Raw genomic sequence first — 13,086 nt, 5'->3', positions numbered from 1 at the left:
ATATCTCTCACTAGGTTTAACTATGATTATTATCCCTGCCCGTCTCGCCTCAACCCGCTTCCCCGAAAAAGTTTTAGCCGATATCGGCGGTTTACCGATGGTGATCCGCACCGCCAAACGGGTCGCATCTATCGACCGTGTTGTTGTCGCGTGTGATGATGAAAAAATCCTCGACATCTGCGCCGCACACGGCGTCGAAGCACGTCTCACCTCCACAACGCACAAAAGCGGTACCGACCGTATCAACGAATGCGCTCAGATCATCGATGTACCCGATGATGAGCTTATCATCAACGTCCAAGCAGATGAGCCGTTTATCGAAACGGAAGTGCTCGAACTCCTGATCGAGCGTCTCAATGCCCTCAAAGCGCAAAACGCTCCGTTCATCATGGGGAGCTGTTACAACGCGATCAACACCGAATCGGCACAAGACCCTAATTTGGTAAAAGTCATCACCGACGTCGATCATAACGCGATCTACTTCTCCCGTTCTCCTATCCCGTTTAACCGAAGCGGAGAAGCGAACTATTTCGGACATATCGGAATCTACGGATTTACCAAAAAATCACTCCACGATTTCTGCGCCCTCGGCGAAGCCCCCCTCGAAGACATCGAAAAGCTCGAACAGCTCCGCGCCCTCTATCATGGCAAAAAAATCTCGATGGTGAAAGTGGCGAGTGCAGGATTCGGAATCGATACGGTAGAAGATTTGGAGCGGGCAAAAAAGATTTTCGGGGTTTAAACGTTTATTCGAAATCTTTCCACATTTTTTTAACTACAAAAAATATTGTTATAGGAAGAGAAATAATGGTTGCAACAGCAGCCCAACCGATAAGTGCCAAATCATCCGTTCCAACTAACGATGGATTTAGAATATCATAAGCATATCCGAATACAACAATATATAAACCAAAAATAAAAACAGTAATTATCAAAATTATTGGAGTAGCAAAAAAGAGAAGTAATGTTTTTTTGAACCACCAACTATCATACATAAAAAACGTTCCTTTATATCACAAACGGATTGAGCAATTTTGCTCCCGTTTTTTCTACATCTTTGATATTCCGTGTCACCAACGTCAAATCATGAACCATTGCCGTCGAAGCAATCAGAGAATCGACAACGGGTAATGAAACGGGTGCAGTGATCTCTCCCCATTTGAGTGCTATGTCAGAGGTGATCGGTAATACTCGGTCATGGAAGTTTTGGGTGAGGGCATCGAGCCATTTGTTGAGACTTTCGGCGGCTACCGGATTTTTTTCACGAAGCCTTTGTATCCCGTTGAAAATCTCACCTAGCGTCAAAACGGAGACGTAACACTCCGCTCCATCTACACCGCTAAACCACTCGATTACATTGGTATCGGCATTTTGTTTTTTCCGTAATTCGGACAAAACATTAGTATCGATCAGATAGCCCACAAACGCCCTTCATTAGTATCGTTTGAGCGTTCAAACACTTTTTCGTCTATCTCTTCGGGCATACTGCAAAGCCATGATTTAAAATCATTACCGCTCTTTTCTTCTTCGAGAGGGATCATAATCACTTCTACGGTTCGATGTTGAAGCTCTGATGGAATGATGAGTGTTTTAGGCATATCACGATATACGGTTCTAACTGCGGTCATATCATGACTCCTTCTCAATAAATTTGAGTTATTATACATCGGTTTTTCTATAAATCATTTTATTATAGTGCATTAGGAAATTGTTGCTACACTGTTGCTATACTTAAGGCGTAAAATTATCAAAACGAATAAAGGAATAGAAATGACACTCATAGAACTTTTTACCGACTACGTCCTCAATCGCAAAAGCCTCAAAGAGTATGTAGAAGTTCGTAAAACGATCAATGCACGGGGTGAATTCAACGACGCTAAACTGATCCAAGCCGAAGATAATCTCCAACGTCTCAAAGCCGAAGAGCCTGAAATATACGAAGGGATGTATGAGACATTGGAACGTGTTTATGCACGGGGGTCAGGGCTGACGGTTGAATATCCCCTCGATTTCATCCGACAAATCCTCAAAATGTATAAAGATTCACATACGCCGCGCCAAATCTACGAAGAGTACAAACGGGTATTGGAGCACTACCATCACGACGTATAACGTGATGGAGCTTCTTTAGAGTTTTGACTCTACCGAGGCGATACGAAACGCGATCGAATTTTGAAAGATGAGCGGATTGGCGTATTGACACGTCACGACCCCATCAATCGGGGCAATCACATTTTCCAGCTTCTCACCGCTCAAGGCATCGGTGATCCGACCCAGAACATCCCCTTTCTCAACTGATACCCCGCACGCAACCAACGAGTCAAATATTCCGGCGCACGGCGCTTTGAGTATCGTAATGTTCTCAGGGGCAATAATATTGCTCGAAAAACCATCAAAGATGGATGTATTCAACATTTTGCGTTTTACCATGAACCGTACCAAAGCGCCGTGAACATCCCCGCTGCTCAGAGGGTCAATCGATCCGTTCTTTCCGAACACGATAGAGAGCGCTTTAGTCCCCCATAACTGCCAATTGTACTGAAGCATCACTGTCTCTATCGGGCTGTAGGGGCGGAAATGGATAAAACGCATCCCCAGATCACGAGCCGAATCCATATCTTCATACCCGCTTTGAATCAGTTTCACATACGGCAGACACATCCCCTGATCTCGCCGCCCTTCCAAGATAATACCGTAGTCATACCCTTGGAGAGATTCGAACAGTTTTGCGGCGATCCGCTGTGTCGTCTCCCCCTGTGCATATCCCGGAAACATCATATTGATGTCGGTTTTATCGAGCGGCCAAAACGTCTCACCCATATTCAGCGCATAGGTATTGACGGCGGGAATCACCAAAATCTTCCCCGTTATTTTCCCCTCTTCCTCTTTTTGGCGAAGGTAATCGACCAGACGCGATGCGACATAGAGCTGGTTGATATGATCTCCGCTCATCGCACCGACGATAGCGACCGAGGGACCGCTACTCTCTTCGCCGAATAGAAATCCCTCTACCTTGAGCGGGGCACGGTTGGGGGATTTAAAATTGAGTATCTCTATGCGCTTCATCCGTTCTCTCCAAAAATGCGACCCACCAACGATCCCTCATACACGATCGGATAGGCTCTGAGGGTAAAGAGGATACCGCCGATAGGGGCGATCACCTCATCGAGTGTTTGACCGCTCAAAGGATCGACGATTTGCCCGACGACATCCCCCTTTTGTATCATCTGACAGTGCTCGATCGCGGGGACGAATAGCCCCGGACATGCCGCATTGAGATAAGCGACTTCTCCTACCTCAGACTGGATCGGCATTCGCACCTCCGGCGGAGCAATATCCAAAAACCCCTCGCACGCCATCAGGTTTAAAATGCCATCCAACAACTGATGACCGTATGCTTTGCCCAGCCGCATCCCGACCCCCATCTCGACCACGAGGGTTTTCGTCCCCAAAGTGTTCATCGCATGGGCAAATGTCGATTCCAAAACCGTAACCGCATCGTGTACCCACACGAAATCGATATTGAGCTTGTTGGCAAGGGGAACCAGTGTTTCGGCTTGGGATTTGGCGATGCGTACCTGCGGAATCTCACGCAAAAAGACGTTTGAGGAGTGGATGTCAATGGCGATTTCAGAACCGCTCATCGCGCTCACCACCCCATCGGCAATTTGGGCGGGGAGAAAATCGTTTTTACTCCCCGGAAAGATACGGTTTAGATCGACATCGTAAAAGGGGACGGATCGGGTGATACTGTCAATCCCCAGAGAGTTGATCGCGGGATAAATATCGATTGTCGCTTTGATCGCTTCGGGATTAGCACGAAGCCATTCACCGAGGAGAAAACAGACATACTGCCCCTCTAACTCATCTCCGTGGATACCGCTCACTATCGAAATACGCTTCTTAGTTTCGCCGCTTTGAGGAGTATAGCGGCACCGCTGAATCCGAAACTGCTCCCCGACGGGAAGATCGATCGAAAATACCTCTTCTATCGTACCCATATACTCACCGTTCATGATTGAGATTGGGATGACGACACACAGGTCTCTTTTTGGATCACACGATCGACGACGCCGTTGAGGAACCCTAAGAATTTCCCTATATCGGAGGTGGTGACGTTGATCGGACGATAGTGGCGGTTCAATTGACGGGCTATCGTGTTGATAACATCAATATCGGCCGTGACCATCTCTATCTCGCCGTAGAGGCGCAAGATGAGATCGAACCGCTCAATCTGCTGTCCGAAGCGGATGAGCTGATAAGCACGTGTACGATCGAGTTCCGAAGAGAATATCCCCAAAATCAAACTACAGTTATCGATGATCTCTTCGAGATTGCTCGGGCTAACCGCACGATCTCGCCCAGCGACCAGCTGATTATGGATTTTATTGAGGGTAGCAAATCCTCTCTCATCGAGAAGATGTCGGGTCTCGATCGCATTTTCGCGCGCCCAGCTGATAATCTGCTCGATACTTCCGCCGTAGGTTCCGTACACCCCTTGTTTGAGAAAATCGAGGGCATTTTTATACTCGATCTCAACACCTAGTTTACTGTAGAGTTTTTTCCCGTCCTCAAAATCGCGGTCGATCACATAATCGTAACTGTTTACCAACTCTTTGAGCATCGTCTCTGCCCGCTGAACGTAGCGACCGAACCAATAGAGACGCTGTGCCGTGTTGACCGAAATTGCCATACCGTTGAGTATCATAGTTCCACCACCCATGTATCTTTAAATCCGCCCCCTTGGGAAGAGTTCACCAGATAGTTCCCCTCTTCCATCGCATAGCGGGTCAATCCCCCCATACTGACGGTTACTTTCTCTCCGTGAATCACATAGGCACGCAAATCGGCTTTTCGAGGGACGATCCCCCCCTCCATCATGCACGGTAGATCGTAAAATTCGATCACCTCCTGAGCAATCCATCGGCGAGGTTCCGCCAAAATCATTTCGATAATCTCAGCACGCTTTTCAGGGGTTAAGCGGTTTCCGAAGAGTACACCGTAGCCTCCCGCTTCGGCGACGTCTTTGATAACGAGTTTATCGATATTGTCCAAAACATATTGTCGATCTTTCTCATAATAGGGGAGATAGGTCGGGGCATTGGAGAGGATCGGTTCTTCATCCAAATAATATTTGACCATCTGAGGGACGAAATAGTAGATCCCTTTATCATCGGCGACACCGTTTCCGATGCTGTTCATAATAGCGATGTTTCCGGCACGGTACGCATTTGTAATCCCCTTGACCCCGATAAGACTGTCGGGTTCAAACGCTTCGGGATCGAGAAAATCATCGTCGAGCCGTCGATAGATCGCCCCGACACGCTGTCTTTCACCGTCATACGAGCACAAGAAGACCTCATCATTAAGAACAACTAAGTCATCTCCCGATGCCAATGTCGCACCGGTGATCTTTGCCAAATAGCTGTGTTCATAATAGGCGGAGTTATAGCGCCCCGGAGTGAGGACGACATTGAGCCCTCCCGTATTGACATAGTCCATCGCCGCTTTGAGTTCGTCACCGTAATGTTTGATTTTACTGATTTTCATCGACTCAAAAAACTCAGGGTAGGTGTGGCGAAACGCACGGCGGATCGTGAGAGGATAACTCACTCCGCTGGGGACTCGGAGGTTATCTTCGAGTATGATCCACTTGCCGCTCACCGCATCTTTGACCAGATCGATACCGCTGATATGGGTACGAACCCCTTTGGGGGGATTGACCCCCATAAACTCAGGTAAAAACGCTTTTGCCGAATCGACATATTCGCGCGGTACGATACCGTCTTTGACGATAGTTTGATCGTTGTATATATCATTGAGAAACGCATTGAGCGCTTTGACCCGCTGGATAATACCCGCTTCCAAATCATCAAATTCCGCTTTGGGGATGATACGAGGGATCATATCAAAAGGGAATGAGCGCTCAATAAAGGTTCCGTCTTTAAAAAGATTGAAATTGACCGCATTGGCTTCTAAAAACTCTTTAAATTCGGAAACTTTACTCTGATCTACACTCTCGAAGATGTCATAAAACTTCTGTAATTCCGGAGACACTGGTTCGATCATACTCACCCCTTAATCATTAGGTATAAGTCAATCATATCCTAAACTAAACTCAAGGGTTGCTTAAAAAAAAGACAATTGGATAAAAACGGGATTTTTTAGTATGCGTTAGCGCAAAAAGCTACTCTCTCGAAACATCCACCATAACGACCAAGTGGCTCGAACCGCTTCCGCTGAGTACCCCTTGCATCGGAGAGATGTCCCCATAGTCACGACCGTATCCCAAAAGGATGTGTTGTTCTAACGGTACCATGTTGTTCGTCGGATCAAAATCAAACCATCCGAACCCCGGAAAAAAGACCGAAAACCACGCATGGGAAGCATCTGTCCCAAACAGCTTTTCCGACCCCTTCGGCGGAGTCGTCTCGATGTAGCCGCTCATATATCGTGCACACAAACCTGCCCCTCGTAACGCGCTGAGAGCAAAATGGGCAAAATCCTGACATACCCCTTTTTTTTCGGCAAAAACCGTCTCGACGGGTGTGCTGAGATCGCTAAAACCGCTCACAAACGAAAAATCGTTATAGATACGCGCCATGAATTCGATAATCCCCTCATACAACGAACGCTCGGGTTTAAGCGATTCAAAGAGGTAATGCACAATCTCTGCCGAAGCGATCGGTAACAAAGGACTCTTTAGGGAGAATTGCTTGGCCTCGATAATCTCTGGGGTGAGAAACATCATCCTCTCCAGAGCTTGAGCATAGGTAAGGGCTCTGACTTTTTGGATATTCTCCTGAACCCTCGCCAGAGCATCCGCGTCAATCTCTACCCGCGACTGAGCCGAAACGCTCAAAATGCTATGGGGCTCGCGCACCAACAAATGGTGGAGATGATTTCCGAAAAAGTCGTCATACCCCTCACACTCTGCCGCCGTCGGTTCGATGGTGAGATCAAAATTAAGTACTTTTTGAATCGGTGTATTGCGAGGCTGCAAGCGGATCAGATTGTGGCTGAAACCGACTTCATGCTGATACATAAATCGGGTACTGTGGTAAATCGTATATATCATTCGCTACTCATCATAATGGGCAAAATAGGTTTTAGACAACTCTGATGACGCCAAAAGAAGTTTCTCTGAGAGAATCGACAGCAGCGTATCAAGCTCGGTTCGGATATATCCCTCTTCGGGCAGTGAAGAGAGCGTATCGATTTTGCTGAGTCGAATCATCGAAAACACTTCAAAAATCGGCTCTTCATATCGGCTCAAATAGGTAGCATTTTTAAACTTAGGCAACTGCGGGAGGATTTTCAATAATCCGTCGATTTCACTGATGAGCGATTTGGGGAAGTTAATATCAAGCAATAAAAACTCAATGATATTGCGCATCTCATACGACGAGCGGTAACGTGCGCGGTAGGCATTGAGACTTTCACAGGTACTCAGCAGTGTCTCCAAGATTTCATATTCGCTGAGGGGATCGTGAGCGGGAGACAATAGCGCTCTGGCTTTGGAGATCAACAAGAGTGAGCGCTCAATACGCGCTCCTATCTCGTACAACAGCGATCCCTGATCGACAAACAACGACTCTTGGATCAGCTCCTTATACGCCATCAACTGCATCAACAGCTTGTCAAGGTTGTGGATCATAAATCTCGGATAAGGCTTCTCTTCGGAGCAAAATTGACTCCATTCTCGCCCCATCCGTTCATAGATACGGGATGCTTCAAGCGGCAAAATACTTTTTGCATAGGTATTCGCATTGGAGAGCATCGCGATAATCTGTGCCAAACTTCCTACTCTTGAAGCGTGAAAACTGATCGAAGCAATCTCATCAAACGCCGATACAGTGCGCTCTTCGTCCAAAAATCCCGGATAAGTCATCGTCACATGGGTAAGCGCTTTGGTGAGCATCTCCTGCGTTTGGCGGTTGGAGGTATGGTCATAGCGCGAGGCATTGGTCATGTATTTCAACGTCGTTCGGATCATTCGCGCCGTGATAATAGAGCGCATCAGATAGCGTCCCAACCAAAAAAGGTTCTCTGCCCGAAGCGAGGGGATATTTTCCAACGAGTTTTCTGCCGCAATCTTGGAGTGAAACTTCGGAGACAGAGGGATACTTTGAGACTCCCCGAGAACCCATAAATCTTTACTGCTCCCCCCAAACTGATTTGAAACCATCAGCGAATCATTGTCCATTCCGACGCGAACCAGCGCCCCCGGCATAAGGGTATAGTGATCCCCATGTGCGATGGTATAGGCGCGAATCACCGCACGGCGAGGTTGGATTGAGTCTTTGATGAGTGTCGGACAACTCGCAAATTCGACCTCTTCTTGTCCGACATAGCGGTGAGGCTGTGCTTGAATCTCCAGCGCCAGTGCTTTGAGCTGTGCTTTGCTCATCTGTTTGCCGATATAGGTGTGTTTCTCCCCTATTCGGTCGATCGTTTTGATGATGAGACGCTCTAAATTTTCCAATACAAATTTTTGCTCTTTGGCTTGACCGCACCACCATGTCGAAATTTGAGGCAATATCAGTTCTTCATCCAAAAAGTAGCGTGCCAAATGGGACATAAACGGATTAAGCCCCAGATTTTCCAATACGCCGCTCCCCAGCGGGTTGAGCATCTCAACTCCGCCCGATCGGATGACCTGTACCAATCCGGCGACTCCAAGCTGAGAGTCAGGACGCAATTCCAACGGGTCACAATAGCTCTCATCCACACGACGTAAAATCGTATCGACGCGACGAAGCCCTTTGAGGCTTTTGAGCCAAAGAGCTCCGTTTTTGGTGAGCAAATCCTGCCCTTGAACGAGGGTAAGACCCAAAAAGGAGCTGAGATACGCGTGCTCGAAATAGGTTTCATTGTGGGGTCCGGGAGAGAGGAGGACATTGAGAGGATCAAAATTTCGGTTGTTATTTTGAAAAAGAGATTTAAACGTTTCGAAAAAATCGTATAGCCGTTGGATGGAAATCCCCTCAAATAGATCCTGCATCGTCGCATTCATCGTTAAACGGTTTTCAATCGCATATCCAAGCCCTGATGGAGCCTGTGTCCGATCATTTACCACCCATAGCTTGCCATCAGGCCCTCTGGCCATATCGGCGGCATAAATGCCCAAATGCATTTTCATCCCGTGCATTTCACGCATAAACCCGCCGTGAGCGTAGATCACTTCCATAGGGATGATCCCCTCTTTGATCGCTTTTTGCTCTCCGTAAATATCTTGGAGCAAAAGATTAAAAAGACTACAGCGCTGTTTAAGCCCCTCTTCGACGATTCTCCATTGTTCCTCTTCGATAATGAGCGGGATCGGATCGAGTTTCCACGGGCGGTTCAACCCTCCCGGATCGTTGTAAACGTTATACGTTACGCCGTTATCTTCGAGCCGCCAATCGATCTCTTTTTGTTTGAGCAGGAGCTGTTCCAAACCGATGGCTTCAAGGTTGTTTTTAAACGCTTCCCAGTGAGGACGGACATTTTTATCCTCATCAAACATCTCATCGTAGATGGAGTTTTGGGAATAGCGTTCAAACATCGAATTCAAATCACACCCTTTTGGTCACGAACATATCCCTTATTTTACCCTATTCTCGATTAGGGCTCCATTTGCGACGTAAATCAAGCGTGTGCGGATACTCTAATGAACCCGGAAGTTCTTGATACGTAAACACTTTTTTCTGCGGATGGATCACGACTTTATGGGTTTTCCCCTCTTCTATCTCTTGTTTGATCGGCTCATGGATCTCTTCCATCTCCCCTTGAGTATGTCCGAATCCCCAATATCGGCTGATACGGCGCGATTGCGCTTCGAGAGTATTGATCGGAAACGTATCGTACGCACGCCCCCCCGGATGGGCGATGAAATAGGTAAAGCCCCCCATTGAGCGGCGGTTCCACGTATCGACGATGTCAAATACCAGCGGCGTATCGACTCCGATCGTCGGATGAAGCGCCGACCACGGCTGCCATGCACGGTAGCGTACCCCTGAGACGTATTCCCCCTCTACCCCCGTAGAGACAAGAGGAACCCGCACCCCGTTACAGGTGAGGACATAGCGCTCACTCACAAAATCACGCACCCGAACCTGCACCCGTTCCAGCGAAGAGTCGACGTAACGGGCGGTTCCTTGTGAACTCGATTCTTCACCCAATACGTTCCACGGCTCGATCCCCCCGCGCAATTCGCAGTGAATCCCCTCGATCGTACTCATACCGTACAGAGGAAATCGGAACTCGAAAAACGGATCGAACCAATCGTTCTCGAATCCGTACCCCTCGGAGCGTAAAAACTCGACAATGTCCCGTATGTCCTCGCGAACATAATGTTCGATCAAAAACTTGTCGTGAAGCTGTGTCCCCCACCGTACGAGTTTGTGTTTGTACGGTTTTTTCCAAAAGAGCGACACGAGGGTACGGATAAGGAGCATCTGCACGAGCGACATCTGAGCGTGCGGCGGCATCTCGAATCCGCGCAGTTCCAAAATTCCCAGCCTCCCAGTAGAAGAATCAGGTGAGTAGAGTTTATCGATACAAAACTCGCTTCGGTGAGTGTTCCCCGTCAGATCGGTGAGCATATGGCGAAACAGCCGATCGGTGAGCCAAAACGGTATTGCTCCCCCCTCAGGGATTTGATTAAAGGCGATTTCGAGTTCATAGAGGTTTTCCAACCGCCCCTCATCGACACGCGGTGCCTGAGAGGTGGGTCCGATAAACTGCCCTGAGAAAAGATACGACAAACTCGGATGGTGCTGCCAAAAGGTGATCAAAGAGCGCAACAATTCGGGGTTACGCAACAGCGGGCTATCGCTTGGAGTGATCCCTCCGATCGTGACGTGGTTGCCTCCCCCCGTTCCACTTTGCTTACCGTCTTGCATAAATTTGAGTGTCCCTAGACGCGAGTGATGGGCATCTTCATAGAGTGTATCGATCACCCCCGTAAGTTCTCCCCAACTCGATGTCGGATGGATATTGACCTCGATAACCCCCGGATCGGGAGTGACGCGCATTTTTTCGATTCGTAGATCATTCGGAGGTTCATACCCCTCGATCATCACCGCCATATCGAGCGCTTCAGCCGTCTCTTCGATCGATGCGATCAGATCCAAAAATGCTTCGGTTTCGGTGATCGGCGGGAGAAAAATAAAGAGTTTTTGCTCCCGTATCTCGATGCTCAGTGCCGTACGGACAAACACCTCGTAATCGTGCGTTTTTTTGGTCGATTTTTTCACTTTTGCCGCACGTGCTTTGACGGCGCTGTGATATTCGCCCAAAGCAGGATACGAAGCAAACAAATCGGGTTCAAAACTTTGCTCCAGCTCCACTTGCGGTTTATGGGTCAATGAATCCAGCGGTAAACGCAATCCCACCGGAGAGGTTCCCGGTGCGAGGAAAAGCTGAGAGCGTCGAAACTCCCAACGACACGTCACCCAGCGTGTCATCCCCCATCCCAGAGGCAATACGAATCCCGCCGGTTTTTCGATCCCGCTGGAGAGGCTATCCGCCAACGCGCGGCGCTCCAATGAATCTTTGAGCGTTGCTTTGAGCGGATCGACATCGATCGGGAGTAACGATTCTTGGAGGAGTGCTACGAGAGGATCGTTGTAGGCATCATGGATATTTTTATCGCTGATTCCCAGATTGAGACACAGTTTGGCTAAAAATTTCCGCGCATCCTCAGGGGTGTAATCGAATGTCTGATCCAAACTCGCCAACAAATCGGGATTGTTCCAAATCGGCTCTCCGTCTTTGCGCCAGATAATCGTGGACATCCAACGCGGCAACGGTTCCCCCGGATACCATTTGCCTTGCGCGTGATGGAGTAATCCCCCTTTACCGAAACTTTTGAGCAATCGGCGAGAGAGGACGTTTGCCAACTCCCGCTTGTGAGGGCCGTCCGCTTCGGTATTCCACTCAGGCGATTCCATATCATCGATAGAGACAAACGTCGGTTCGCCCCCCATTGTGAGGCGGACATCATTCGCCATCAACTCACGATCTACCGCATATCCGAGGGCATCGATCGCTTCCCACTGCTCGGTACGGTAAGGTTTGGTGACGCGGGGTGATTCAAAAACGCGCGTAACGGTATTAGAATACGTAAATTCCACCTCACATTTATCCATTGCCCCCTCGACCGGAGCGGCACTCTCAGGATTGGGGGTACACGCCAGAGGAATATGCCCCTCTGCCGCGAAAAGACCGCTCGTCGCATCCAAACCGATCCATCCCGCACCGGGGATATAAACTTCCGTCCATGCATGCAGATCGGTGAAATCCTCGCTAGGACCGCTCGGGCCATCGAGAGAGGCGACATCGGCGGAGAGCTGAACGAGGTACCCTGAGACGAAACGCGCCGCAAGCCCCAAATGACGCAGTACCTGAACAAAGAGCCATGCGAAATCGCGGCAAGAGCCCAATTTATTCCCCAACGTCACTTCACACGTTTGAACTCCGGGTTCCATGCGTATCGTGTAGTTGAGATAGTTGTGAATCGCCATGTTGAGTTCGACGAGAAAATCGTTGATATTGCGCTCTTTGAGATCGAGGGTTTTAAGAAACTTTTTGAGTTTTTTCCCCTCTTCCGTGATTTCCAAATAAGGAGATAACTCTTTTTTGAGTTCCTTTTTGTATTTAAACGGAAAATTGGTCGCATACTCTTCGACGAAAAAATCAAACGGGTTGATACTCACCAATTCCGCCAACACCTCCACATCGATCGAGAGTTCCGTTGTTTTTTCGGGAAATACGATCCGTGCGAGATAGTTCCCGAACGGATCTTGCTGCCAGTTTATAAAGTGTTCTGCCGGCTTGATGTTTAGCGAATAGGCTTCGATCGGAGTACGGCTATGGGGTGCGGGACGAAGACGAATCACATGAGGGGAAAGATTGATCGGTTTATCAAAAGCATAATGGGTTTTGTGAGAGAGGACAACTTTGAGCGACATCGGATTCCTTTGCGCATATCATAAATATCAGCAAGAATATCACACTTTAGAGCAAAATAGCGATGGAGCGTTGTACATTAAACATACAGATTTAAGGAGATGAAGAAAAATAGAGATCCCCGAAAATCGG

12 protein-coding genes are annotated in these 13,086 nt (G+C 48.3%); 2 read left to right on the top strand and 10 right to left on the bottom strand.

Features of this window, described 5'->3' with window-relative positions:
• Window positions 1-22 precede the first annotated feature (22 nt).
• Window positions 23-742: a 3-deoxy-manno-octulosonate cytidylyltransferase gene (gene kdsB / locus VFW36_RS04345; RefSeq protein ID WP_329657585.1), complete on the top strand. Its 720-nt coding sequence runs from the start codon at window positions 23-25 to the stop codon at window positions 740-742.
• 4 nt (window positions 743-746) lie between these two features.
• On the opposite strand, the gene VFW36_RS04340 is transcribed toward kdsB, so the two are convergent.
• The 3 genes from VFW36_RS04340 to VFW36_RS04330 are packed head-to-tail and all read right to left on the bottom strand — an operon-like array spanning window position 747 to window position 1,628.
• Window positions 747-995 (bottom strand): hypothetical protein, encoded by a 249-nt coding sequence (locus VFW36_RS04340; protein ID WP_329657584.1) that lies wholly within the window; start codon window positions 993-995, stop codon window positions 747-749.
• A gap of 13 nt (window positions 996-1,008) precedes the next feature.
• Window positions 1,009-1,422, bottom strand: coding sequence for a type II toxin-antitoxin system VapC family toxin (locus VFW36_RS04335; protein ID WP_329657583.1), 414 nt, complete (start codon window positions 1,420-1,422; stop codon window positions 1,009-1,011).
• Window positions 1,410-1,628, bottom strand: a complete 219-nt coding sequence (locus VFW36_RS04330; protein ID WP_329657582.1) for a hypothetical protein — start codon at window positions 1,626-1,628, stop codon at window positions 1,410-1,412. Before VFW36_RS04330 ends, VFW36_RS04335 begins: the two co-directional genes overlap by 13 nt.
• Before the next feature lie 142 nt (window positions 1,629-1,770).
• On the opposite strand from VFW36_RS04330, the gene VFW36_RS04325 reads away from it, so the two are divergent.
• Window positions 1,771-2,112 carry a hypothetical protein gene (locus tag VFW36_RS04325; RefSeq protein ID WP_329657581.1) on the top strand — a complete coding sequence of 114 codons (342 nt, stop codon included), beginning with the start codon at window positions 1,771-1,773 and terminating at the stop codon, window positions 2,110-2,112.
• Window positions 2,113-2,127: 15 nt separating this feature from the next.
• Here VFW36_RS04325 and VFW36_RS04320 read toward each other — a convergent pair whose 3' ends face one another.
• The 7 genes from VFW36_RS04320 to VFW36_RS04290 all read right to left on the bottom strand — a co-directional run bounded on the left by VFW36_RS04320 (window position 2,128) and on the right by VFW36_RS04290 (window position 12,956).
• Window positions 2,128-3,066, bottom strand: coding sequence for a M14 family metallopeptidase (locus VFW36_RS04320; protein WP_329657580.1), 939 nt, complete (start codon window positions 3,064-3,066; stop codon window positions 2,128-2,130).
• Complete coding sequence (locus tag VFW36_RS04315; RefSeq protein ID WP_329657579.1) at window positions 3,063-4,016, bottom strand: M14 family metallopeptidase; 954 nt, start codon at window positions 4,014-4,016, stop codon at window positions 3,063-3,065. The genes VFW36_RS04320 and VFW36_RS04315 overlap by 4 nt, the downstream gene beginning before the upstream one ends.
• Window positions 4,013-4,708, bottom strand: coding sequence for an alpha-E domain-containing protein (locus VFW36_RS04310; protein ID WP_329657578.1), 696 nt, complete (start codon window positions 4,706-4,708; stop codon window positions 4,013-4,015). The genes VFW36_RS04315 and VFW36_RS04310 overlap by 4 nt, the downstream gene beginning before the upstream one ends.
• A complete protein-coding gene (locus VFW36_RS04305) occupies window positions 4,705-6,069 on the bottom strand; it encodes a circularly permuted type 2 ATP-grasp protein (RefSeq protein WP_329657577.1) in 1,365 nt (454 codons plus the stop codon). Before VFW36_RS04305 ends, VFW36_RS04310 begins: the two co-directional genes overlap by 4 nt.
• A gap of 118 nt (window positions 6,070-6,187) precedes the next feature.
• Window positions 6,188-7,078 (bottom strand): transglutaminase family protein, encoded by an 891-nt coding sequence (locus VFW36_RS04300; RefSeq protein WP_329657576.1) that lies wholly within the window; start codon window positions 7,076-7,078, stop codon window positions 6,188-6,190.
• A 3-nt stretch (window positions 7,079-7,081) separates the two neighbouring features.
• Window positions 7,082-9,547: a circularly permuted type 2 ATP-grasp protein gene (locus VFW36_RS04295; RefSeq protein ID WP_329657603.1), complete on the bottom strand. Its 2,466-nt coding sequence runs from the start codon at window positions 9,545-9,547 to the stop codon at window positions 7,082-7,084.
• A 49-nt stretch (window positions 9,548-9,596) separates the two neighbouring features.
• Window positions 9,597-12,956 carry a transglutaminase family protein gene (locus VFW36_RS04290; protein ID WP_329657575.1) on the bottom strand — a complete coding sequence of 1,120 codons (3,360 nt, stop codon included), beginning with the start codon at window positions 12,954-12,956 and terminating at the stop codon, window positions 9,597-9,599.
• Window positions 12,957-13,086: the final 130 nt, after the last annotated feature.

The sequence above is a fragment of the Sulfuricurvum sp. genome (genome assembly GCF_036279695.1).
In the GTDB taxonomy this organism is placed as follows: domain Bacteria; phylum Campylobacterota; class Campylobacteria; order Campylobacterales; family Sulfurimonadaceae; genus Sulfuricurvum.
Note: the sequence above shows the minus strand (reverse complement) of the source record. Positions and strands in the feature narration are given on the sequence as shown.

Bases quoted from the DNA above. Each gene is read 5' to 3' on its own strand.
- kdsB (WP_329657585.1), top strand. From the start codon at position 23: ATGATTATTATCCCTGCCCGTCTCGCCTCAACCCGCTTCCCCGAAAAA.
- VFW36_RS04340 (WP_329657584.1), bottom strand. From the start codon at position 995: ATGTATGATAGTTGGTGGTTCAAAAAAACATTACTTCTCTTTTTTGCT.
- VFW36_RS04330 (WP_329657582.1), bottom strand. From the start codon at position 1,628: ATGACCGCAGTTAGAACCGTATATCGTGATATGCCTAAAACACTCATC.
- VFW36_RS04325 (WP_329657581.1), top strand. From the start codon at position 1,771: ATGACACTCATAGAACTTTTTACCGACTACGTCCTCAATCGCAAAAGC.
- VFW36_RS04320 (WP_329657580.1), bottom strand. From the start codon at position 3,066: ATGAAGCGCATAGAGATACTCAATTTTAAATCCCCCAACCGTGCCCCG.
- VFW36_RS04315 (WP_329657579.1), bottom strand. From the start codon at position 4,016: ATGAACGGTGAGTATATGGGTACGATAGAAGAGGTATTTTCGATCGAT.
- VFW36_RS04310 (WP_329657578.1), bottom strand. From the start codon at position 4,708: ATGATACTCAACGGTATGGCAATTTCGGTCAACACGGCACAGCGTCTC.
- VFW36_RS04305 (WP_329657577.1), bottom strand. From the start codon at position 6,069: ATGATCGAACCAGTGTCTCCGGAATTACAGAAGTTTTATGACATCTTC.
- VFW36_RS04300 (WP_329657576.1), bottom strand. From the start codon at position 7,078: ATGATATATACGATTTACCACAGTACCCGATTTATGTATCAGCATGAA.
- VFW36_RS04295 (WP_329657603.1), bottom strand. From the start codon at position 9,547: ATGTTTGAACGCTATTCCCAAAACTCCATCTACGATGAGATGTTTGAT.
- VFW36_RS04290 (WP_329657575.1), bottom strand. From the start codon at position 12,956: ATGTCGCTCAAAGTTGTCCTCTCTCACAAAACCCATTATGCTTTTGAT.